The 23,913-nt window shown below is 52.8% G+C and carries 22 protein-coding genes; 4 read left to right on the plus strand and 18 right to left on the minus strand.

Features of this window, described 5'->3' with window-relative positions; translation table 11 throughout:
• Positions 1-22: 22 nt before the first annotated feature.
• Genes AC13H5_RS09360 through AC13H5_RS09370 form a run of 3 tightly spaced genes read right to left on the minus strand, consistent with a single transcriptional unit; the run spans position 23 to position 2,038 of the window.
• A complete protein-coding gene (locus AC13H5_RS09360; RefSeq protein WP_483545644.1) occupies positions 23-433 on the minus strand; it encodes a Fur family transcriptional regulator in 411 nt (136 codons plus the stop codon).
• Positions 420-1,283, minus strand: a complete 864-nt coding sequence (locus AC13H5_RS09365; protein WP_034778071.1) for a metal ABC transporter permease — start codon at positions 1,281-1,283, stop codon at positions 420-422. Before AC13H5_RS09365 ends, AC13H5_RS09360 begins: the two co-directional genes overlap by 14 nt.
• Positions 1,280-2,038 (minus strand): metal ABC transporter ATP-binding protein, encoded by a 759-nt coding sequence (locus AC13H5_RS09370; protein ID WP_483545645.1) that lies wholly within the window; start codon positions 2,036-2,038, stop codon positions 1,280-1,282. Before AC13H5_RS09370 ends, AC13H5_RS09365 begins: the two co-directional genes overlap by 4 nt.
• A gap of 189 nt (positions 2,039-2,227) precedes the next feature.
• On the opposite strand from AC13H5_RS09370, the gene AC13H5_RS09375 reads away from it, so the two are divergent.
• The 3 genes from AC13H5_RS09375 to AC13H5_RS09385 all read left to right on the plus strand — a co-directional run bounded on the left by AC13H5_RS09375 (position 2,228) and on the right by AC13H5_RS09385 (position 6,185).
• Positions 2,228-3,760: a Ppx/GppA phosphatase family protein gene (locus AC13H5_RS09375; protein ID WP_214753098.1), complete on the plus strand. Its 1,533-nt coding sequence runs from the start codon at positions 2,228-2,230 to the stop codon at positions 3,758-3,760.
• Positions 3,757-5,922 carry an RNA degradosome polyphosphate kinase gene (locus tag AC13H5_RS09380; RefSeq protein ID WP_034778078.1) on the plus strand — a complete coding sequence of 722 codons (2,166 nt, stop codon included), beginning with the start codon at positions 3,757-3,759 and terminating at the stop codon, positions 5,920-5,922. Before AC13H5_RS09375 ends, AC13H5_RS09380 begins: the two co-directional genes overlap by 4 nt.
• Positions 5,923-6,014: 92 nt before the next feature.
• Complete coding sequence (locus AC13H5_RS09385) at positions 6,015-6,185, plus strand: DUF1427 family protein (RefSeq protein ID WP_021065708.1); 171 nt, start codon at positions 6,015-6,017, stop codon at positions 6,183-6,185.
• Between the two features lie 33 nt (positions 6,186-6,218).
• Here the strand turns inward: AC13H5_RS09385 and AC13H5_RS09390 are convergent, their stop codons facing one another.
• From AC13H5_RS09390 to AC13H5_RS09410, 5 genes are all read right to left on the minus strand, one after another.
• Complete coding sequence (locus AC13H5_RS09390) at positions 6,219-6,824, minus strand: hypothetical protein (protein ID WP_251131363.1); 606 nt, start codon at positions 6,822-6,824, stop codon at positions 6,219-6,221.
• Positions 6,784-7,686: a deoxyribonuclease IV gene (locus AC13H5_RS09395; protein WP_034778080.1), complete on the minus strand. Its 903-nt coding sequence runs from the start codon at positions 7,684-7,686 to the stop codon at positions 6,784-6,786. The genes AC13H5_RS09390 and AC13H5_RS09395 overlap by 41 nt, the downstream gene beginning before the upstream one ends.
• A gap of 81 nt (positions 7,687-7,767) precedes the next feature.
• A complete protein-coding gene (locus AC13H5_RS09400) occupies positions 7,768-9,120 on the minus strand; it encodes a DEAD/DEAH box helicase (protein WP_330857571.1) in 1,353 nt (450 codons plus the stop codon).
• A 52-nt stretch (positions 9,121-9,172) separates the two neighbouring features.
• Positions 9,173-10,111 (minus strand): sugar ABC transporter substrate-binding protein, encoded by a 939-nt coding sequence (locus AC13H5_RS09405; protein WP_034778085.1) that lies wholly within the window; start codon positions 10,109-10,111, stop codon positions 9,173-9,175.
• Positions 10,108-11,871 (minus strand): sensor histidine kinase, encoded by a 1,764-nt coding sequence (locus AC13H5_RS09410; protein ID WP_138859231.1) that lies wholly within the window; start codon positions 11,869-11,871, stop codon positions 10,108-10,110. The genes AC13H5_RS09405 and AC13H5_RS09410 overlap by 4 nt, the downstream gene beginning before the upstream one ends.
• Positions 11,872-11,991: 120 nt before the next feature.
• Between AC13H5_RS09410 and AC13H5_RS09415 the strand changes: the two genes are divergently transcribed.
• Complete coding sequence (locus AC13H5_RS09415) at positions 11,992-12,945, plus strand: 4-hydroxy-3-methylbut-2-enyl diphosphate reductase (RefSeq protein ID WP_034778089.1); 954 nt, start codon at positions 11,992-11,994, stop codon at positions 12,943-12,945.
• Between the two features lie 47 nt (positions 12,946-12,992).
• Here AC13H5_RS09415 and AC13H5_RS09420 read toward each other — a convergent pair whose 3' ends face one another.
• From AC13H5_RS09420 to recO, 10 genes are all read right to left on the minus strand, one after another.
• Positions 12,993-14,105 (minus strand): Nif3-like dinuclear metal center hexameric protein, encoded by a 1,113-nt coding sequence (locus tag AC13H5_RS09420; protein WP_483545646.1) that lies wholly within the window; start codon positions 14,103-14,105, stop codon positions 12,993-12,995.
• Entirely contained in the window at positions 14,105-14,821 is a 717-nt protein-coding gene (locus AC13H5_RS09425; protein WP_034778092.1) for a tRNA (adenine(22)-N(1))-methyltransferase, read from the minus strand. The genes AC13H5_RS09420 and AC13H5_RS09425 overlap by 1 nt, the downstream gene beginning before the upstream one ends.
• Positions 14,822-14,918: 97 nt before the next feature.
• Positions 14,919-15,257, minus strand: coding sequence for a cytochrome c550 (cccA, locus tag AC13H5_RS09430; protein WP_021065699.1), 339 nt, complete (start codon positions 15,255-15,257; stop codon positions 14,919-14,921).
• Between the two features lie 132 nt (positions 15,258-15,389).
• Positions 15,390-16,484 (minus strand): RNA polymerase sigma factor RpoD, encoded by a 1,095-nt coding sequence (rpoD, locus tag AC13H5_RS09435; protein WP_034778096.1) that lies wholly within the window; start codon positions 16,482-16,484, stop codon positions 15,390-15,392.
• A 35-nt stretch (positions 16,485-16,519) separates the two neighbouring features.
• A complete protein-coding gene (dnaG, locus tag AC13H5_RS09440) occupies positions 16,520-18,340 on the minus strand; it encodes a DNA primase (protein ID WP_233004389.1) in 1,821 nt (606 codons plus the stop codon).
• Between the two features lie 107 nt (positions 18,341-18,447).
• The gene (locus AC13H5_RS09445; protein ID WP_214711413.1) at positions 18,448-19,296 is read right to left on the minus strand and encodes a pyruvate, water dikinase regulatory protein; all 849 of its coding nucleotides are present in this window, start codon (positions 19,294-19,296) and stop codon (positions 18,448-18,450) included.
• On the minus strand, positions 19,283-19,912 hold the full coding sequence (gene ccpN, locus AC13H5_RS09450; RefSeq protein ID WP_034778102.1) for a transcriptional regulator CcpN: 630 nt from the start codon (positions 19,910-19,912) through the stop codon (positions 19,283-19,285). The genes AC13H5_RS09445 and ccpN overlap by 14 nt, the downstream gene beginning before the upstream one ends.
• Positions 19,913-19,933: 21 nt before the next feature.
• On the minus strand, positions 19,934-21,988 hold the full coding sequence (gene glyS, locus AC13H5_RS09455) for a glycine--tRNA ligase subunit beta (protein ID WP_483545647.1): 2,055 nt from the start codon (positions 21,986-21,988) through the stop codon (positions 19,934-19,936).
• Entirely contained in the window at positions 21,981-22,874 is an 894-nt protein-coding gene (glyQ, locus tag AC13H5_RS09460; protein WP_371743415.1) for a glycine--tRNA ligase subunit alpha, read from the minus strand. The genes glyS and glyQ overlap by 8 nt, the downstream gene beginning before the upstream one ends.
• 287 nt (positions 22,875-23,161) lie before the next feature.
• Positions 23,162-23,911 (minus strand): DNA repair protein RecO, encoded by a 750-nt coding sequence (gene recO, locus AC13H5_RS09465; protein WP_034778111.1) that lies wholly within the window; start codon positions 23,909-23,911, stop codon positions 23,162-23,164.
• Between the last annotated feature and the right edge of the window lie 2 nt (positions 23,912-23,913).

A 23,913-nucleotide genomic window follows, 5' to 3' on the forward strand; every position in this document is an offset into this window, starting at 1 on the left:
TGCATGAACAATCCCTTTTTGGTCACTTACATTGTTTACAATACCCATAAATCTCAAATTTATGATCGACGACTTCAAAATCAGGGTCGAGCGTCTCGACGTAGCGCATCGGACAGAGTTCGAGCAACTTCGTCTTGCCACAACCTCGACAAATGAGATGGTGATGGTGATGATTCGATCCGCAGGTGACACGGAACGCTTTTTCCCCGTTCAACTCGGTCGCCTCGAGCAGACCTTCTTCGGCGAACGATTTCAAGTTGCGGTACACCGTGTCAAAACTCATCGTCGGATGCTTTGAGCGCATATAATCGAGGATGTCTTTCGCACTGACATAGCGTTCTTCCGCTGCGAGAAAGGCAAACATCTCGATCCGTTTCGGCGTCACTTTGAGCGACGAGGACTGCAAGCGGGCCAACTGTTCAGTTTCCTTCATAGCGAACCTCCTTTTTCCGAGCAATCCCGAATCGCTCGGCCAACATGACGACGGCCAAAATCAAGACGGCGAGCAAAACGATGACACCGCCTGGGGCGACGTCAAGTTCATAGGCGAGCACGAGCCCACCGATTGTCGCGACCTCACCGAAGACGATCGACCAAAGAATCGTCTGTTTAAAGCTGTTTGTGAACCGGAGTGCAGCCGCGACCGGTAACGTAATGAGACTCGATACGAGAAGCGTACCGACGATGCGCATGCTGACGGCGATGACGAGTGCGACGACGAACATGAACAACACATGCAACATCGTGCTCGGCAAGCCGGACACTTTGGCTTGTTCCTCATCGAACGACAAGAACAACAGCTGTTTATAAAACATGACGATGACGAGCAAGGTGATACCGGCCACCGCTAAAATCAACCAAATATCCGACAGACTGACCGCCGAAATCGATCCGAACAACAGCGTCGACAAATCAATTGAAAATCCACGCGATAGCGAAATGAAGATGGCACTAAGCCCCATCCCCGCCGACATCATAATGGGAATCGACAACTCTTGGAAGTGCACATATTTCCCGCGAAGCCAGTTCAGCCCGAGTGCTGCGAGGACGGATACGAGCGTCCCGAGGTAAAGCGGGTTCAACTCGTTGAACAGTAAAACGTACTGTCCGAGAAATAGACTGAACGATATTCCGGCAAGCGTCATGTGGGACAGCGCGTCGGCAATCAAGCTCATCCGTCTGACGACGACAAATGAGCCGATGAGCGGAGCGGTGAACCCGATGACGACGGCTGCGATGAACGCATAACGTAAAAAGCTGTACGTAAACAGATCCGCAATCATGACGTACCTTCATGGACGAGCACTTTGACCGGATATGGCTTGATCGCGGTCAATTCGCCGAGTTCACTATATTCTTTCAATCCACAGTTGCACGCCATCCGTCCGTGGTCGAGATGGACGACTTTCGTGACGAGGTCGGTGACGACGTTCAAGTCATGGGTGACCAGAATGAACGTACATGACGTATGTTCACGCAACAGATGAAGCACTTCGTAGAAGTCGCGCAAATGCTTCTGGTCGACACCGACCGTCGGCTCATCCAAGATCAGCAGGTCCGGCTGATTGACGATGGCCCGGGCGATAAAGACGCGCTGTTGTTGCCCACCAGACAAGCTACCGATCTTCCGATGCCGGAACTGCCACATGTTGACTGTCTCAAGGGCGTTTTGAATGGCCGCCTTATCCTCGATGTTCAAACGCTTGAACAAACCGAGCCGTCCATAGCGGCCCATGGCAACGACTTCCTCGACCGTCACCGGAAAACCCGAGTTAAACGATGCCGCTTTTTGGGAAACGTAACTGATACGGGACTTGTCTTTGAACTGGCCTTGAGGGCGTCCAAACAGTTCCACTGTCCCGGTTTGTGGGGATAACAGGCCGAGAATCGTTCGAATCAATGTCGATTTCCCGGATCCGTTCTCCCCGACGACAGCAACGAAGTCGCCTTGTTTGATATCGATGGACACGTCCTGTAGCGCGGCGGTCCCATCGTAGTGATAGGAAACATGATTTAATTTTACGACGGATGTCGTCATAAGCTACCCTTCTCTCGTGTTATAAATCGTAATCATTTCTACTTGCTTGGCGTCTGTATTATACAGAATATCAGGCGAGGCTTCAAGTATGAGGCGATGAGAGAGGATGGTCGGTCCGTCCGTATGAAATGCATATGTCTTTTCAGGATCTTCGTTGTACACTAGAGATAACGCAGAGGGGGTTTTTCCGTGGAGAAAAAGCTAGCAGTCATCGATATCGGATCGAACTCGATTCGAAACGTCATCTTTGAAGTGAACGGGCACGGCCAATATTTCGAACGGCTGAACGTAAAAGAAGTGGCCCGGTTATCGAGTCATATTACCGACGACAATGAACTGTCCGATTCCGGCATCGAGGCGCTCATCGAGACGCTCAACCATTTCCGCTGGTTGAACGATCATCATGGAGTGAAAGAAGTACTGCCGGTCGCGACAGCCGCCATCCGTAACGCCAGCAATTCTGAAGCCATCTTAGAGGAAGTGCGACAGGCGACAGGGATGGAGATTCGACTGTTGAGCGATTATGAAGAAGCCTTTTACGGCTATTCAGCCATCGTCAATTCGACGTATATCGAGGATGGCTATTCGGTCGACATCGGCGGCGGTTCGATGGAAGTGACGTACTTCAAAGACCGTGAACTCGTCTTCTATCACAGTTTTCCATTCGGCGCCGTCACGTTGACTGAAGACTTCATGAAAGGTGACACGCTCTCAAAAGACGAGCGCAAGCAACTGACGTCGTTTTTGAAGAAGTCGTTCAAAGACATCGACTGGCTCGTGCCGCATGGCATTCCGCTCGTCGGAGTCGGAGGGACCGCTCGAAACCTCGTCCGGGTCGAACAGTCGCTGTCGTTGTTCCCGCTCGAAGGCATCCATCAATACACGATCGGAGCTGACCGCTTGCATGAAGTCGTCGATGAGCTCATCGATATGTCGAGTAAACAGTTGGGCCGGCTTGACGGGTTGTCGAAAGACCGAATCGATATCATCGCCCCGGCTGTGACCGCCATCGATGAACTGGCGAAATATTTGAAAGTGCCCGAGTTCATGATGAGCAACAACGGGTTGCGCGAGGGATTATTCTACGAATATTACTTAAAAGAAAACAACCGTGTCCGCTTCGGCGACGTCAAAGAGGAAAGTTTCCGTCACTTCGAGAAACAGTATGACGTCGACCCAATCCGGCACAAACATTTGATTCACTTGGCCCGTCAAATTTATACCGGCCTGATTGAAACAAAGACGATCAAACCGAAACCGTTCGAACCCGGCCTGTTAGAAGGGGCCTGTCGCCTCGCCTACGTCGGGGAATACATCGACCATAACAACAAGAGTGACCATACGTTCCACTTGATCACGACGAACGACTTTAAAGGGATGAACAATGAGGACCGGCTCGCACTCGCCTTGGTGACGTCATATAAATCGCGCCGCCTGCTCGAACAACACATCGAGGGCTTCCCGGAATGGTTCGACTCGAAGATGTTGAAGAGCTTAGAGCTGCTCGGCTCGATCGTCAAACTCGTCGATGCGCTCGACTTGACCGAACGTCAAGTCGTCGAGGACATCGACGTCTCTTCGACGGACGAGGGACTCGTCTTCACGCTTCATACGCACAGCTCGCCGCGTTTTGAAGTCCAGCGCGGCATCCGTCATAAAAAACATTTGGAACGTGCCATCGACCAAACTATCGAGTTACGTGTAGAGGAGAGAGATTCATGACCATCTACTTACCCGAACATTTCAATAACCGCGAGCTCAGTTGGCTGAGCTTCAACGAACGCGTCCTCCAAGAAGCGATGGACGAACGCAACCCGCTCATGGAACGGTTGAAGTTTCTCGGCATCTTCAGTTCGAACCTCGACGAGTTTTACATGGTCCGTTTCGGCGGATTGAAAGATGAAGTGCTCGCCGGCTTCAACCGTCCGGAAGACAAGGCCGGGTTGACACCGAAACAGCAAATCAAAGCCATCTCCATCAAAGCTCAGGAACTCGTGGAGGTCCAGTACGCGACATATAAGAAAATCGTCAAACAGCTCGCCTCGGAGAACGTCCGCTTCCTACGCCCGAAACATTTGAACAAAGAACAGCTCGACTTCGTCAAGTTATACTTCCGGACCCACGTCTTCCCGGTGTTGACGCCGATTGCCGTCGACGCTTATCGACCGTTCCCGATGCTGTTGTCCAAATCACTCAATATCGCCGTCGAGATCGCCTCGACCGATGAAGGCAAAAAACGACTCGCCCTCGTCCAGGTACCTGCCGTGTTGCCGCGTTATCTCGAATTGCCGACAGAGGACGAGGACCATACTGATTTGATGTTGCTCGAGGACGTCATCATCCAGTTCATCGACTCGCTGTTCAAAGGTTTTGAAGTCGAGTCGACGATGCCGTTCCGGATCACACGGAACGCGGATATGCCGTTCCATGAGGAAGGAAGCCGCGACGTCCTTAAACAGATTGAAAAAGAGTTGAAGAAACGGCGTTATGGTGTCGCGATACGCCTTGAGGTTCAGCAACGGTCGCTCAGTAAAGAGCTATTGTTCATGCTTCAAGACGTGCTCGACTTGCATGACCGCGACATCTTCCTCGTCGACGGCCCGATCGATTTGACGTTCCTGTTTGGGGTGTATAACAAGATTGGTATCGAATACGATGACATGATCAATGAGACGCTCATCCCGTTCGTCCCAGAAGGACTCGAGCCGGGGAAAGACTTGTTCCAAGCGTTACTCAAACGCGACTATTTGCTCCACCACCCGTACCATTCGTTCGACCCGATCGTCCGCTTCATCGCCCAAGCCGCCAAAGACCCGAACGTGCTCGCCATCAAGCAGACGCTCTATCGTGTCTCTGGTGACTCACCGATTATCAAGGCGTTGACCGACGCCGCCGAGAGCGGGAAACAAGTGACCGTTCTTGTCGAATTGAAGGCCCGGTTCGACGAGGAGAAGAACATCCAATGGGCGAAACAGCTTGAGAAGGCCGGCGCCCACGTCATTTATGGCTATAAGGAGTTGAAGACCCACTCGAAGATCACGCTCGTCGTCCGCATCTTAGAAGGCGGGGTGCTGCAGCGGTTCGTTCATCTCGGTACCGGCAACTATAACGACTCGACCGCCAAACTGTACACAGACATCGGTTTGTTGACGACAAATGAAGAACTCGCCGAAGATGCGACCAACTTCTTCAACTGGCTCTCCGGTTACGGCGAACGCCCGTCATGGCACAAGTTCGAGACGTCACCGGACGACATGCACGACTTCTTCCTTCAAAAGATTGACGAAGAGATTAAACTGCATGAGAAATACGGGAACGGTCGCATCGTCGCCAAGATGAACTCGATCACCGACAAACCAATCATCACAAAACTGTATGACGCCTCACAGGCCGGGGTCAAAATCGATTTGATCATCCGTGGCATCTGTTGTTTACGTCCCGGGATTAAAGGCATCTCGGATAATATCCGCGTCGTGTCCATCATTGACCGGTATTTGGAGCACTCGCGCATCTTCTACTTCTATCAAAACGGGAAAGAAGACTTGTATTGCTCATCGGCCGACTGGATGACGCGCAACATGCGCAAACGGATCGAGATCCTCTTCCCGATTCTTGACGCGGGACACAAGTCATACATCAAAGATATGCTCGCGCTGCAACTCGTCGATAACGTGAAAGCGAGAATCCAGCGTGCTGACGGCAGTTACGTCTATTTGAAACAAGAGGCCGGACAAGAGCGCATCCAATCACAAATCATCATCCATCAATACACGGGCGGACGTTGGAACAACATCCCGAGCGTGTTTGAGCGCGAACCGTCGAACTGGGCCGAACGGGAAGTCCTCCGCTTGCGAGCCGAAAACGAGAAAATGACAGATGACTGATGTTAGACTTCTCAAACGAGAATGAACATTGTATAATGAACTCGGTTACCTGTTAGTTAAGCGTTTTCATTTCGATTATGGAGGAATCATTCATGCAAGAAATCCTATTGTCATTGCTCGCTGGTCTCATTTGTGGCATGATTTTCACGGCCTTGAAGTTGCCGCTCCCTGCCCCGCCGGTCTTACCGGGCGTCATCGGCATCTTCGGTGTGTTTCTTGGGATGAAAGTATATCAATTCGCACTCGCGAACTGGCCCTTTTAATTCAAAAAACGAAGCCCGCGGGCTTCGTTTTTTTTATAGATTATAATGTCTCGCTTTGTGACACGTCGGGCAGAGCCACGTGCCGCTCCCTGCTTCGAGATGATACTCCATCAAACGAATGCCGATCGGCCCGAAACGGTTCATGTCATCCCCGCACGCTTCACAGATGGCCATCGGGGCGAGCTGTGACACTGCCTGCTCTTCGGTCAAGTGGGCAGTGAACGTCTCCCGGGTCCACTTGGCAGACGGGACGCGGTACCCTTGCTCCCATTTGGTACGGATGACGGCGTCCGTGTCTTCCTCGTACATACCTGATTGAAGCAACGGATGATGGAAATCAAGACCGACCACGTCGACGAGGCTATACGCCTTCGCCTCTGGTACCGCCTCCGTCCGCCAATAGCGGTCGGCCGGGCGCTTGGTCATCTCGACGAGCATGACTTCGACTTCAGCCACGATACCGTATCCGAGAATCTCAATCCAAGCTGTCCCCTCTTCGAGCCGGCCTTCCACATAGAACGGGCTCGCTTCCTGAAAGTAGATCGGGAGCGCGGACCAGACATCATACTCGTTCGGATCGATTCGGATGATGTTCATCTTACTGGTGCGCGAGCGTGAACTGTTCGCGCCATTCGGCATCGAATCGGTTCGCCCGGAACATCTCGATCTCTTGTTTGTATGGTGCCACTTTCGTCTTCTCACTGATCGGGATATACGGCGTCTCCAAAATTTTTGGCAAGTGGGTGAACGCCTCGTGGTGGATGATCCGGTTCAACGTGTCGAAGCCGATTTCGCCATAGCCGATATTCTCGTGACGATCTTTTTTCGCGCCGCGCACGTTCTTCGAATCGTTGACGTGGATGACGCCGAGACGGTCCAGTCCGACGATTTGGTCGAACTGTTCAATGACACCGTCCAAATCGCCGACGAGGTCATAACCCGCGTCATGAACGTGACATGTGTCGAAACAGACCGAGAGCCGGTCGTTGTGTGTCACCCCGTCGATGATCGTTGCCAGTTCTTCGAACGTCTTGCCGAGTTCGCTGCCTTTTCCAGCCATCGTCTCAAGTGCGATTTTCACGGTCTCGTCACCGGTGAGCACCTCGTTCAAGCCTTCGATGATGCGGGCCAAGCCGACGTCTTCCCCTGCACCGACATGCGCGCCCGGGTGAAGGACGACGTGACGTGCGACTTGGAGCGCTTCGGCCCGTTTGATTTCGGCGGCCAAAAACGAGACGGCGAGTTCGAACGTCTCCGGTTTCGTCGTGTTGCCCAAGTTGATGATATAAGGGGCATGGACGACGATCTCATCGATGTCGTGCGCCGCCATATGGGCGAGCGCCGCCTCGATATTCAAATCCTCGATTGGCTTGCGCCGTGTGTTTTGGGGCGCACCCGTATATACCATCATCGTGTTAGCGCCGTATGAGACGGCTTCTTCACTGCCAGCGAGCAACATTTTCTTACCGGATACAGAAACGTGGGAACCAATTTTTAACATAGTCATTTCTCCTTCATTCTCATCTGTCCTTAGTGTACACAAAAAGAAGAATCGACTCCACGAAGTCGATTCTTCTTTTGCTTAGCGTCGGTTCTTTTTACGAACTTCGCGACGTTCCTTACGTTGGCTCTGCATATGCTCACGTGAGGCCGTCTCTTTCAATTTATACTTGAACTTCTTCTTGTAACCAGGTTTGACCTTTTTCTTCGCCTTCTTGATTTCGCCCGCCATCCGGCTGTGCGCCGTTTGCGAGACTTTCATCTTCCGGTCGGTCGTGCGGCGTTTGCGTGTCTTGATCTCTTGAAGCGATCCGTTCTTCAAATCGACGTGCTTGAACGTGAATCCACGCTCTTCGAGTCGATTGATTGGACCGTTCTCGTGATCTTCATACAGCGTGTACGCTTCGCCAGTCTCACCAGCGCGGCCCGTCCGGCCGACACGGTGCGTATAGAAGTCGAGGTCTTTCGGAATGCCGAAGTTGATGATGTGCGACACACCTTTAATATCGATGCCGCGCGCCGCCAAGTCGGTAGCAATCACGAACTGATATTTCGCGTCGTTGATGTCTTTGATCGCTTGCTTCCGGCGACGGGCTTGCATATCCCCATGAAGCGTGCCGACGTTGAGTCCCGCCTCGCGGAACGACGTCTCCAACTCATCCGCATCTTGTTTCGTGTTCGTGAACACGAGACAGACGAACGGGTTGATCGCTTTTGCGATGTCGACCGTCAATGCCTTGCGGTCACGGTGACGGACCGGGATGACGTGATGCTTGATTTTCGGAACGACGCGGTGCTCTTCACTCGCTTCCGCATAACGCGGGTCATGCAAATATTTCTTCAAGAACGGTTGTAGCTTCTCAGGAATCGTCGCTGAGAAAACCATCGTTTGAAGTTTCTCTGGCAACGCCTGCGCGATGCGGTCGACTTCAGGCAAGAAGCCCATGTCGAGCATTTGGTCGGCTTCATCGACGACGAAATGCGTGACTTTGTGCGGGAATAACGCTTGGACTTTCATCAAGTCGAGTAGACGACCTGGTGTCCCGATGATCAGTTGTGGTGGGTTTTTCATCTTGTCGATTTGTCGTTCCCGGTCAGTTCCTCCGACAATCAGACTTGTTTTAATGTAGTCCGGCTGTTTGACGAGGAGCGTTTTCAACTCTTCGTGAATCTGCCAAGCGAGTTCGCGCGTCGGTGCGACGACGATGGCTTGGACCGATTCTTCTTTCGGATCGATCGCTTCTAAAATAGGTAAGAGGAACGCAAGCGTCTTCCCCGTCCCGGTTTGTGATTTCCCAATGATATCGCGGCCATTCATCGCAGCCGGAATAATCCGGGCTTGAATGTCCGTCGGTACTGTGATGCGCTTTTCTGTCAAGGCATCGACGATAAACGGTAACAATTTGAACTGTTGGAAGCTGTTCAATCGATACACCTCCTGTTTCTTTCCACTTTTCCTAGCATAGCGGAATCTAATCATTTGTCAATTAATCTTTTGCGAGCCCTTCGTACAAATAGCTCGACGAATAGTAGTGTGACGCAATTTTCTTGCCGTTCAAATGATGTTCGAGCGCCTTGAATCCGACCTCGATCATTTCGTTCGGTGATTGGACGACGGTCGCATCGACTTTCCCGCTATGAATCAGCGGATAAATGCCGGTCACACCGTCGACCGATACGAGCGTTTTGTCACTGAGGCCATGGCTTTCGAGGGCCCGGACGACACCGAACGTATTGTCATCATTGTGAGAAAAGACGGCATCGAACGGAATACCGGCATCGAGCCACCGAGACATCTCGATCTCGGCTTGGAACGTGTCGTAATTACCCGTGATCGAGGCGACGACTTGCAGGTTGTCGTTGGCCTTGTCATATTCCGTCAACCCGAGGCTCCGATCGATCGTCGAACGGACTTTGGCGGTCCCTCTCACTTCGACGACACGAATCGGACGGTCGAGCCCGGCGTGTTGGGCGGCGATATGGTTCGCTGCCATCCGGCCGATCTCGACGTTATCGGACATGACCGACGTCAAGACGCTGTCATGGTCGATCATCCGATCGATGGCGATAATCGGAATACCCTCCCGTTCGGCCCGTTCGAGCGATGGCCGGATGAATGCTTCATCGAGCGTCGTCACGAAAATCGCTTCGACCCCGCGGTCGATCAGCGCGTCCAATTTTTCTTTCTCCAGGACACGGGAATCCTCACTCGTCGTCGGGACAGGGATAAAACCTTTTTGATTCGCCGTCCGGACGAACGCGGCCAACAGTTTATTGGCATGCTCATGCTTTTCACTGACGAATACGAAACCGACTTCATTATTTTCTCTCGCCCGTTCCGGTAATTGGATTGACGTAATCAATAGAATCGATAGCGCCCAGACGATCGGCAGCCAAAGCCAGTAATGTTTGAACCCTTTCGTCATGGGTGCGACCGCCTTGGGATTTTAATCATCATGGCCGTACCTTCTCCTTCAACACTTTCAATTTCCATGTGACCGTTCACGGCTTTCAAGTATTCCCGAATCATGTAGAGCCCTAAGCCGTTGCCGTTCTCTTTCGTTGTATAAAACGCGGACCCGACCGACTTGACTTGAGATTCGGTCATCCCGATCCCATTGTCTTCGATCAAGAAGCGGTAGTCCCGTTCCGTGAATTGAATCGTGACCGTCACGACGCCGTCGGCACCTTTCGTATCGACGGCCTCGACCGCGTTTTTGAACAAGTTATAGATGATTTGGACGAGCATGTCGTTCGAACAGTAAAACGGCGGCATGTCGTTCGGGACGTTCAACTCCCAGTTCGTGACCCGCTTATAGCATTCGGCGTCGAGCAAGAATTCGAGACGTTTCGCAAACTCGGTCATGTCGAGCCACTCTTCTTGTAGCTTCGCCTGGTCGGGCTTCGCGAGCGTGAGCATCGTCGTGATCAAATGGTTGGCCCGATCAAGTTCTGAAAGCGCGAGATCGAGCATGTCGCTGCTACTGTGCCCTTCTTTCACCATCTGCAACGTGATTTGGACCGGCGTGAGCGGATTGCGAATCTCGTGGGCAATCCCTGCCGCGAGCTGTCCGAGCGAGGCGAGCTTCTCTTGCTGCAACAATAGTTGCTGTTGACTGAGCTGTTCGCGTCGGGCCGTCTCCATACGGCGGGAATAATCGTTGTACGTATCGAGCAGCGTCTCGACTTCTTTGGAGCCGGTCCGTTCGAGTTGGATCGGTTCGAGCGACTGTTGTTTCTTGATATTTTGCACAAGTTCAAGCAGCGGACTTGTCAACGTCTTCGACAACAGTAGACCGACCATGATACTCAAGAAGAATGTCACGAGCGTAATCATCAAGTATTGCCAACGCGTCGCGTACACCGCTTCGTAGACCGAATCGGTACTATGCTTTGCAAGGACGCTCCATCCGTTGACACGCGCATCGGGCTCAAACATGAGGACATCGTCTTTCGTACTGAACACCGAACGGACGTCGTAGGCGTCCGTCGCTTCGATGATGGACCGGGACAAACGCCGTTCTGCGTCCGTGACGAGATTGAACGAGGTCGACAATACTTCGCCCCGTTCATTCAACAAGTAGAGAATCATGTCATCATTCGCCGATTCAAGCATCCGACGATATAAATCTGAATTGAGCACGCTGATACTACCGCCGAACATCCCGATCATCCGGTTGTCTTCAAGCACCGGTACGTATAAATACGTCCCGACGTCACCCGAAATCGAAATCGGGTCACTCATAAACAAGTCGTTCCTGCCGCCGGTGAGCACCTCTTTAAATTTCGGATCACTCTTGAGCGTCAGCGCCGGTACTTGGCGTTGCGAGTACCACGTGAACGCATCGCCTTCTAAATCGTAATAAAAAATCGAGGTGAAGCTCGTCCGCTGATTCAAATAACCGGTGCGGATCCGCTCTTCGATATACGTCTCATTCCCGACGTAAGCACCGAGATAGACCAAGTCTTCGTATAGTTTACCGAGCCGCGTCTCCAGGTTTTCAATACTCCCGTCAATCGCGTAGTCGAATTGTTCTTTCGCCAGTTCTTCCGCGCGGGACACCGTCACGCGGTCGGCAGAGAAGGCTAATGAAGAGATGACAAGTCCTAGTATAATGAAGATAATGAATGTAATCTGAAAGAAGTACGATTTTCGAACTTCAAGCAATGTTCTTAGGCGTTCCACGGTGTCCCTCCTTTCTAACCTTAAGATTATAGCATGAATACACGGAAATCTTTTCGTATTTTCGAAACAATGTTAGACTAATACGTATGAAAGCATCGCGAAAGGAGCGTTCCTTACAAAATGAAAGTTAAAAAAATTAGTCCACGCGGATATTGCTACGGCGTCGTCGATGCCATGAAGCTCGCCAACGAAGCTGTGGCCAACCCAGATTTACCGCGTCCTATCCATATACTCGGCATGATTGTCCATAACCGTCATGTCACCCAAGCATTCGAGGAACTCGGCGTCAAGACGGTCGACGGTGAGGATCGAATGAAAGCGCTCGAGACAATTGATCGTGGAACGGTCGTCTTTACCGCCCACGGCATCTCACCGCTCGTGCGTAAGCGTGCCATTGAGAAAGGCTTGACGATTGTCGATGCCTCGTGCCCGGATGTACTGGTCACCCACGATTTGATTCGCGAAAAGACAGCTGTCGGCTATGAAGTCATCTACATCGGCAAGCATGGCCACCCGGAACCGGAAGGCGCGATGGGCGTCGCTCCAGGAAAAGTTCATCTCGTCCAATACGAGAGTGACTTCGAGGCGCTCCCGGCTCACCTGTATGATGCAAAAATTCTCGTCACGAACCAGACGACGATGAGCCAATGGGACGTCTCGGCCTTGATTGAGATGATTCAAGAACGGTATCCTCATGTCGAGGTCCACAACGAGATCTGTAACGCGACCCAAGTCCGGCAAGAAGCTGTCGCTGAACAAGCCGGTGACTGTGAACTATTGATCGTCGTCGGTGACCCGAAGTCGAACAACTCGAACCGTTTGGCCCAGGTATCGAAAGAGATTGCAGGCACGAGCGCCTACCGCATCGGCGACTTGAGCGAACTCGACCTGGCTTGGCTCGAAGGTGTCGAAACGGTCGCCGTCACGTCAGGCGCGTCGACACCGACACCAATCACAAAAAAAGTCATCGACTTCTTGACCCAATATGACCCGCTCGATTTGAGCACGCACGATAAGACGCCATATCTTGAACTGCGCAGCATTCTTCCGAAAGTGAAGGCGCTCCGTAAATGACATGAACCCCCGTCCTCTCCCGAGGACGGGGGTTTTTCGTTTAATCATCAGTAGAAGCGGAACGGGTTTGTATCGGCTTCCGAAACAAACAATTCGACATCGAGTTTCGCACGTTCACACTTCTCGCGCATCACGTCGACGACGCCTTGCTTCATCACGCTCTCCACGTGATGACCCGGGTCGACGACAGAAAGTCCGAGCGCCATTGCATCGTGGGCCACATGGAAGTACAGGTCGCCCGTCACATACGCATCCGCACCTTTGAAATGGGCTGCCGATACGTATTTATTCCCGTCCCCGCCGAGCACCGCCACTTTCTCGATGATCCGGTTCGGATCGCCGACGACACGGACGGCTTCGACGTCAAAGCTCGTCTTGACGTGTTCGGCGAACGCGGCGAGTGTGAGAGGCACCTCGAGACGTCCGATACGACCGAGGCCGAACACGGGCCCGTCAATGTCGTCACGAATCAAATCGTAGGCCACCTCTTCGTATGGATGCGCGTCCGTCATCGCCTTAAGCACTCTTTTCTTTTGGCTCTCCGTGACAATCGTCTCGATTTTCACTTCTTCGACACGCTCCGTCTTGCCATGCTGACCGAGGTACGGGTCGGACCCGGCAAGCGGAGTAAACTGCCCTTCTCCTGAAACAGTGAACTGGCAGTCCCCATAATCCCCAATTCGGCCGGCGCCGGCACGTCCTAGCGCATCCGAGACGGCGGTCCGATGGGTCACCGGAACGAAGACGGACAGCTTATACACCGGTTCTTCATAAGTTGGAATGAGTACCATCGGGTCGACGAGTCCAAGTGCCTGACTCATCCAATCGTTGACCCCGCCCTGACAGACGTCCAAGTTCGTATGGGCGACATAGACGGCAATGTCATGCCGAATGCATTTCATAACGATCCGGCCAGCGGCACTGCAATCGTTCACTTGCGCAAGCGCGCTGAAAATGGGTGGGTGATGGGCGATAATCAAATCGACGTCTCGCTCGATCGCTTCATCAACGACCGATTCGAGCACGTCTAGCGTCACCATGACTCGTCGTACCGGTTTATTCAACGTACCGATTTGAAGACCAATTTTATCGCCCTCGACCGCGAGATGTTTCGGGGCGAACTCCTCAAACAATTGAATGACATGATTTCCGTTCGCCATCAGTTGCTCACCTCTCTCATTTTGTCACGCAGCGTCTTGAACTCCTCCTGTTTGCGGATGAGCGCTTCGGTTTGGGCACCTGCCGCCATCTGACCGAGCACGTAATCGAGCTTGTCCGCCTCGCGGCCCCATTTCATTTTGAACGCCTCTGGGCGTGTCGTGAGCAAGTACGGTCCGAACATGAGCTGCCACGCGCGTTCTGTGTCATCTAGGCTATAGCACGTCTCCGTGCCACGTTCGCCGACGAGAATCTCGTATACTTTGTCATTCTCTTCAACGATTGATTCCGCGACTAGGACGAATCCTGCGTCGAGCAACCATTCGCGGACGTGTTGCCCGTCCACGTTCGGTTGCAGGACGAGCCGTTCGACCGCTCCTAACTTGTCACGGCCGCTCTCTAAAATCGACCGAATCAAACTTCCGCCCATCCCGCAAATCGAGATGCATGTCGCCTCATCTGCTTCGAGGACGGCGAGCCCGTCACCGAGACGGACGTCGATGTTTTCGGTCGCCCCGATGAGCTCGACTTGAGCTTTGGCCGCTTCCATCGGTCCACGGTTCACTTCGCCTGCGATGGCGCGGTCGACGATGCCTTGCTGAACGAGATAGCATGGCACGTAGGCGTGGTCAGAGCCGATGTCCGCCACTACACTGCCTTTCGGAATGAAATCGACGACTTGCTTCAGTCGGCGGTCTAACGTCACTTGTTCTTGCATAGGGACAACTCCTTTTTCTACTTCTTCACTATTAGGGTAACGAATATTTATATCCAGGACAATAAAAAACGTACCCCAGAAGGAGTACGTTTCACCCTTATTGTTCGAGCAACCAAGTCGCGAGTACGTCTGCTTCTTCGGCAGTCGCGAGACCGGCTGGCATTGCACCTTTACCGTTGACGATGATGTTTGTGATCTCTTCCGCCGATAAACGTTCGCCGACGCCTGTCAACGCAGGACCGACGCCACCTTCGAGATTTCCACCGTGGCAACCTGTGCAGCCTTTCGCCGCGTACAAGTCTTCCGGGTTCATCTCAGTGACCGACGGACCTTCAGCAGCCTGCTGAGCTTGGTTCACGCCAAAATACGATAATGAGACCATGGCAATGATTGCGACGATCGCGATCGCTGCAAACGGTAACAATGGATTACGCATTGTATTTCCCCCTCATGTTCATTCCAAATTTCTACCCATCACTATTTTACTCAAAAAATAATAAAGAAGGAAGGAAAATCACTCATTTTCCTTCCTTTCTTCTAAAACTTCACATTTTATTCAAAAACACAATTAATCAAGGAAGTCTTTCAAGCGTTTCGAACGGCTCGGGTGACGGAGCTTCCGGAGCGCCTTCGCCTCGATTTGACGAATCCGCTCGCGGGTGACGCCGAACACTTTCCCGACTTCTTCGAGCGTGCGCGTACGGCCATCATCGAGACCGAAACGGAGACGGAGTACGTTTTCTTCGCGGTCCGTGAGCGTGTCGAGCACGTCTTCGAGCTGTTCTTTGAGTAGCTCATAGGCAGCGGCGTCTTGCGGTGCCATCGCATCTTGGTCTTCGATGAAGTCGCCGAGGTGCGAATCATCCTCTTCCCCGATTGGTGTCTCGAGCGAGACAGGCTCTTGGGCGATTTTCAAGATTTCACGCACTTTTTCAGGTGTGAGTTCCATCTCTTTGGCGATTTCTTCAGGTGCCGGTTCGCGCCCGAGGTCTTGCAACAGTTGACGTTGAACACGAATCAACTTGTTGATCGTCTCGACCATGTGGACCGGGATCCGGATTGTCCGAGCTTGGTCGGCGATGGCGCGGGTGATAGCTTGACGAATCCACCACGTCGCGTACGTCGAGAACTTGAACCCTTTCATGTAGTCGAACTTCTCGACGGCTTTAATGAGGCCCATGTTTCCTTCTTGAATCAAGTCAAGGAAGAGCATACCGCGCCCGACATAACGTTTCGCGATTGAGACGACGAGACGGAGGTTGGCTTCGGCAAGACGTTTCTTCGCCTCTTCGTCCCCTTGTTCAATCCGTTTCGCGAGTTCGGTCTCATCTTTCGCACTGAGGAGATCGACGCGGCCGATCTCTTTCAAATACATGCGGACCGGGTCGTTGATCTTAATACCTGGCGGGACGGACAAGTCGTTCAAATCGACCTCTTCGTCCTCTTTTTTGGTTGGTGTTTCTTCGGCATCGGCCGCATCTTCTGTGACGCGGATATCTTTACCTTCTAAGTCTTCAATGAAGTTATCGATAAAGTCCGAATCCACCTCGAAATGGCTGAGGCGATCTTGGATTGCTTGCATGGATACGACGCCTTTTTTCTTACCTAATTTCTCGAGTTCGTCTATGGCGTTAAATAAGTCCTCTTTTTTCTTCTCTGCCATCTAGCAGTTCAACTCCTTCCAAACTTCCTTCACGTTCATCGTTCACGAAGACGACGACTCCGGGTAATCAATTCTTGTAACTTGGATGCCTGGTCTACTATACTTTCGGCATCTTGTCCGATTTCCCTTTTCGCTCGTTCGATTTGACGCTGTTCCTCATAACTGTTTATGACCTTAATGTATTCATCTAAAACCTCTTCGGTCAGTTCGTCCGGTGCGGACATGAGCCGAATCTCGGCATACCGATTCGCATAGTCCGGACGTTGGTCACAATAGCGCTCCATGAACGGGGGCGCCACTTGTTCGAATTCTTCATGCGTCATGTCCTCCGAGACGATCTCATAGAGGGCCGTCGCCAGCATGCGATGCACTTCGTCCTGATAGGCTAGCCCGAGGCGGTCCCTGACGAAGCGGACCCGCTCCGGACCACTCAGCATGGCCCGAAGCAACAGCTTTTCGGCTTTGACATAACGCGGTTCATTCGTCTTAGATGAACGCCGGCGAACCGGTTCAGCCTCCGGCACTCGTTGGGGGGCGATTTCTTTCGGTCTTGTCGAGGGCATCCGTGACAACAATGTCTCGACTGGAATCTCAAATTCGTCGGCCAGCTTTCTCACATATAAATCACGTCGAATCGAATTGTCCGTTTTACTGATTTCCACAAGCATAGATTCAATAAATCGAATCCGTTCTCCTTCTCGATTCATGTTTTTCCCACGCCGTAGCGTCCGGTTCATGAAATCGAGGACGGATAAACGCTCCGATTCGACAAGTCTGTGCCACTGCTCCGCCCCGTTCGTCCGAATATAATCATCCGGGTCGGTCTTCTCAGGTAACATCAGCACCTGGACATCGAGCGGGTAGCCCTCGAGCAAGCGGACGACTTTCATCGTCGCTTCTTGCCCAGCCGTATCACCGTCATAACAGATGATCACTTCTTCGACCATGCGTGCTAACGCACGGGCATGCTGCGTCGAAAACGCCGTCCCGAGCGACGCGACGACTTCCTTCGTCCCGGCTTGCGCGACTTGCAAGACGTCGACGTTCCCTTCCACGAGCACGACCCGTTTTTGCTTTCGCATCGTGGCCCGTGCCTGTGAAAAGCCGAAGAGGAGTTCGCTCTTGTTGAACAAGGGCGTATCCGCTGTGTTGACGTACTTTGGCTGTCGCTCATCGATCGCCCGTCCGCTAAATCCGACGATGGTGCCGTCTCGATCCGCAATCGGAAAGACGACTCTGCCTTCAAACCGGTCAAAATATTCACCGGACCTTGACTTAGAAATCAACCCCGCCTCCACCATGACCTCGAGGTCGAAACCTCTTCGTTCCAGTGAATCAACGGTAAAACGGCGATGATCAGGCGCATACCCGATCTTATACTGTCCGATCGTCGTCTCCTGTAGACCGCGCGCTTGCAAATACGTCAATCCGACTTCGCCCGCTTCGGTCTTCATCAACACTTCATGATACAAATCCGCCACGACACGATGGGCATCGCGCATCTGTTTACGAATGACTTGGTCTCGTGACAACTCCTCATCGCCAGACACCCCGCCCTCGATGGCGATGTTCGCCCGCGTCGCGAGACGTTCAATCGTCTCAGGGAACGACAAACCTTCTGTCTCCATGACGAACGTAAATACGTTCCCGCCGGCTCCACATCCAAAACAATGGTACATCCCTTTTTCCGGGGACACGGAGAACGATGGACTGTTCTCCGAGTGGAACGGACAGAGACCGACGAGGCGATGGCCTTGCTTCTTCAATTCAACGCGTTCACTGATTAAATCAACGATATCTGTGGCTTGTTTCACTTCCGCAATGACTTCATCCGGTATTCGCGGCAACTCGACCACTCCCTATCCAAACTCGCAACGAAACGGAACGCTCACCACGTTCCGTTTCACTGTAATGTCAGTACTCTATTATACCGTTAACACCAGTCGATTACTAATCCGAGTACTCAATCGTCTTTCGATTGGTCGAGCATCCGTAAAATGATGCCTGCCGTCTCTTCGACGGCTTTGTTCGTCACGTCGATGACCTCGCAACCGATTCGTTCGTAAATCCCTCGGGCATACTCGAGTTCACGATTGATGCGTTCGAGTTGGGCGTAGTCGGCCTCCGGTTTCAAACCGAGCGACTTCAACCGTTCCATCCGAATCGAAATCAACTTATCCGGCGAGATGATCAACCCGACGCACTTGTCAGGCGGCAAATCGAACAGTTCTTCCGGCGGGCGTGATTCCGGCACGAGCGGTACGTTGGCGACCTTATACCGCTTCAACGCCAAATATTGTGAGAGCGGCGTCTTGGATGTGCGTGATACGCCGACGAGGACGATATCAGCTTTTTTCAAGCCTCTTGGGTCACGTCCGTCGTCGTACTTGACCGCGAACTCCATCGCTTCGATTTTCCGGAAGTAATCCTCATCGAGACGATAGATGAGTCCCGGTTTCTCGCGCGGACTCTCTCCGAGTTGACCGGCGAGCACGTCGAGTAAGTCGCCGAGCAAGTCGACCGTCTTCACGTCATGCTCTCGTCCGAGTTGAACGAGGAGGGCACGATGCTCTTCGTTGACCAACGTGAAGGCGATGACTGCTCCTTGGGCACGCGCTTGTGTCACGACATCGTGAATCGTCTGTTCATCTTCCACGAACGGAATTCTAAGCGTCTCAATCGCATTCTCGTGGAACTGGATGCTCGCGGCGCGGACGACGAGTTCACATGTCTCCCCGACCGAATCGCTCACGACAAATACGAGTTGTTTTTGTGTCAGTGTCAAACCAGATTCCTCCTCAGAACGACTCATCGTTGGCGAGTGCGATCAATACTTTCGTCATGTTCGTCTTCGTCATGCGACCGAGCACGATCAGCTTGCCGTCTTTCTCTTCGACGACTGGCATGGCATCGATTTGTTTCTCGATCAGCTTCATCCCGGCCCGAATCAACGTCTCACTCTTCTCGCACACCGTGATGTTCGGCATGCGGGTCATGATGACGTTGACCGGCAATTGATCCAAGTCTTGATTGCCGATGGCGGCCCGAAGTAAGTCTTTACGTGACAAGACACCGACGAGCTCGTTGTCCTTGCCGACGACGAACAGCGAACCGACGTCTTCTAAAAACAAGGTCACGACGGCGTCATACACCGTCATCTCGTCACTGACGACTTTCGCGGACGACATGAAGTCGCCGACCGTCAATGAATCCAATTTTTCCCGAAGCAGGGATGAGTTTCGTTTGCCGACGAACGTGTAGCCGACACGTGGCCGGGCTTCTAGTATTCCAGTCATCGTCAAGATGGCCAGGTCCGGGCGGAGCGTGGCGCGAGTGAGCGACAGCTCTTGCGCGATCTGCTCACCCGTGATCGGTCCGTTGACCCTGACGATCTCAACGATCTTCTGTTGGCGTTCATTCAGCTGCATAGCCAACCCCCTCAAGTTTGGTCAGAGTACGAGCGCGCTAAAGTCGGCGACGCTCTCGATCGTCATGGCGAGTCGTTTCATCTCGCGCAGACGGTTCTCGCGAATCGCTTCAGCGTCGCTCATGACCATTGTATTTTCGAAATAAGCGCTAATCGGTTGTTCCAATACGCGCAATGACGCGATCGCTTGATGATAATCCCCATCCCCGACGGCTCGCTCCGTTTCCGGTAGCGTCGCTTCGATGGCGACATGGAGTTCGTTCTCTTCTTTGTTTTCGAACAATGCCGGATCGACCTCTCCAGCCTCACCTTTCTTGGCGATATTGACGACACGCGTCAATTGCTCAATGAGTAGTTTCGCATCGTTTGCGAGCATGGCTTGAACCGCGTCCGCTCGGGCATCGAGCCGGTTGATGGCGAGCTCTGTCGTCAATACGGCGTCGATGACGTCATAACGGACTTGCCGTTCTTGGAGACGATACTTCAGGCGAAGCATGAAGAAGTCTTTTAGTTGCGCCTTGACTTGTTCTTTATCGGCATCATAAAGTCCTGCCTGAAGTTGCGAATCGACAACTTGTGAAAGTAATTTGTCGAGTGGGAGCGCAATCTTCCAATCCGCTAGAATTTGGACGACCCCTTGGGCTTGACGACGAAGCGCGAACGGGTCTTGCGAACCGCTCGGAATCATGCCGATTCCGAAGAATGCAGCGATCGAATCCAATTTATCGGCGAGTGCGAGAACCGCACCCGTTGGCATCGATGGTGACGCGTCGCCCGCAAAGCGTGGCATATAGTGTTCACGGATGGCCGCGGCCACTTCTTTGTCCTCACCTTGTTGGAGCGCATACTTCTCACCCATCACCCCTTGGAGTTCTGTGAACTCATACACCATTTGGCTGACGAGGTCGAACTTATGGATGGCACCAGCCCGGGCGACTTTGGCTGCATCCGCATTGAACAATGGCGCCAGCGTTCCGGCGAGTTGTTCTACGCGACGGACCTTGTCTCCCGTCGTGCCCAACTTTTCATGGAAGACGATGCGGTCGAGACGGACGAGTTGATCGTCAATCTTCGTCTTTTGGTCTTCCTCATAGAAGAAGACGGCGTCTGCCAAGCGGGCCCGGATGACCTTCTCGTTCCCTTTGGCCACGTTTTGAAGATGGTCTGCGTTCCCGTTACGGACGGTCACGAAATAGTTTTTAAGCGTTTCACCGATATAGACCGGGAAATAGCGTTGGTGCTCTTTCATCGTCGTGATCAATACTTCTTCCGGAAGTTCGAGATAGCTTGCATCGAATTCACCGAACAGCGCAGTCGGCCATTCGACGAGGTTCGTCACTTCCTCGAGCAATGAGGCGTCGAGCGGAACCGTCCACCCTTGTTCTGAAGCCAACTCGTCGATTTGACGCTCAATGCGGGCCTTACGGTCTTCATATGACGCGACGACGAATTCGCGTTCGAGCGTCTCGGCGTAGCCGGCCGGCTCGGCGATCGTGACGTCACCTTTACTCAAGAAGCGGTGACCACGTGTCACGTTTCCTGTCTTTACGCCTTCGATTTCAAAATCAATTTGCTCGGCACCGAACAACGCGACGAGCCAACGAATCGGACGCATGTAGCGGAGACTGCTCGTGCCCCACTTCATGTTTTTCGGGAACGTCATACCACGGACGACGTCTTCGAGTGCCGGAAGCAGCGTGCTCGTCGCCTGACCTGACTCGTGACGGTCTGCGAACACGTACTCGACACCTTTCTCTTCAGCGAAGTACAAGTCGTCGACCGAGAGACCACGGCCACGGGCAAACCCAGCGGCTGCTTTCGACCAGTTTCCTTCAGCGTCTTGAGCGATCTTTTTCGCCGGTCCGCGAAGCGTCTCCGTCAAGTCTTGTTGCTTCTCTTCGACGTCTTTGACAAGAACGGCGAGACGGCGCGGTGTTGAATAGACGGTCAATGTCCCGAACTGGACACGGGCGTCCGTCAAGAAGGCGGTCACACGCTCTGCCAATTGTTTCTCCGAACGGAGGACGTATTGCGCTGGTAATTCTTCAAGTCCGATTTCTAATAAAAGGTCACGCATCAAGGGCACCTGCTTTCTCTTGGTTCAAAAGTGGGAAACCGAGACGTTCCCGCTCTTCGATAAATTTGGCAGCACACGCACGGGACATGTTGCGGACACGTTGGATGAAACCGGTCCGTTCCGTCACCGAGATGGCGCCTTTCGCATCGAGTAGGTTGAACGTATGCGAACATTTGAGGATATAGTCGTAAGCCGGGAAGACGAGGTTCTCGTCAAGGGCACGCTTCGCTTCTTTTTCGTACGTATCGAACAACGTGAACAACATGTCGACGTCTGAAAGTTCGAACGTATATTTTGAGTGTTCATACTCGGGCTGGTAGAAGATGTCCCCATACTTGAATCCGTCCGTCCAGACGAGGTCAAACACGCTCTCGACTTCTTGGATGTACGACGCGAGACGTTCGAGACCGTATGTGATCTCGACGGCGATCGGGTCACACTCGATGCCACCGACTTGTTGGAAATACGTGAACTGGGTGATCTCCATCCCGTTCAACCAAACTTCCCAACCTAGACCGGCCGCGCCGAACGTCGGGTTTTCCCAGTTGTCTTCGACGAAACGGATATCGTGCTCGAGCGGATTGATTCCGATCAACTCTAAACTTTCTAAGTAAAGCTCTTGGATGTTGCTCGGTGACGGCTTCATGATGACTTGGAACTGATGATGCTGATACAAACGGTTCGGGTTTTCTCCGTACCGTCCATCCGCCGGACGACGTGACGGCTCCGTGTAACAGACGTTCCACGGCTCTGGTCCGAGACTCCGTAAGAACGTCATCGGGTTCATCGTACCGGCCCCTTTCTCAACGTCATACGCTTGCATTGTCAAGCAGCCTTTCGACGCCCAGAAATTTTGTAACGTCAAAATAATTTCTTGCACGGTCATGTGCTTCATATGTGACACCTCCAAAAGTATTGAAACGACAAAAAACGCCCCTATGTGCCATGCACATAGGGACGGGATTACCCGCGGTTCCACCCTACTTGCCTCGAGATGAGGCCACTCTTTGGATTGTGGGCGCTCCGGAATTGCCATTCACTTCCCCCTGGCGTTCGGCTCCCACCTCCCCGAACTCGCTGTACCCATGGCGTAAAAGCTACTCGTTTCCTTCATTGCGCACGCTATTTCATTTGTCTAATCGTAGATTATGGTATCGAATCTTGTCGAAAAAGTCAATCATCGTTCAAGTAAAGGCGTTGCATTTGATCGAGGACACGTTTCGTCTTCAGCCGCAAGCCACTGTATGATTCCATATAGGCGTCGAACAGCTGCCTGAGCAGAATCCGCGTCTCTTTTGTGAGCGGGACGTTACTGAATTCGGACAGCTCGTGTCGGCTCATCAAATAGAGGAGCTTCGCTAGACGTTCGCTCATGCGGGCCGACCCTTCTTCTTGGTGACGCGAGCAAAGAAAACCACCGGCCGCCACTGAAAAATACATCGGGTCGGTCACATCGTTGCACCGGATGCAACCGGTCAAGACCGGTGCGACCCCGAGCAGGTGCAAAATCCGCAGTTCAAAGTGGTGCGTGATCACATCCGGGTCCATCCCTGCATTGAGCGCCTGCAGGGCATCGTTCAAGATGCGATAGAGCGGACGGTTCGGCACCCGGTCCTCGACGGTGCGGTCGACGAGCTCGAGCCAGTACATGGCGTACGCCATCCGCTCGACGTCTTTCCGGATTTCCGGATAGGACGTGATCACATCCGACGACTTCAGTTGACCGAGGCCACGGCTCGCCGGGAAAATATACACCGCCTCGACGAAAGGCTGGCTCGACGCATGCAGGCGACTGCCCGGCTTTTTCGCACCGCGCGCCATGACGGCGACTTTCCCGAGTTCTTCGGTGAACAACGTGACGACTTTGTTCGATTCCCCGTAATTGACCGTCCGAATGACGATTCCCGTGACCTTTTGCAACATGG

The organism is Exiguobacterium sp. FD-YE-25-4, assembly GCF_057004685.1.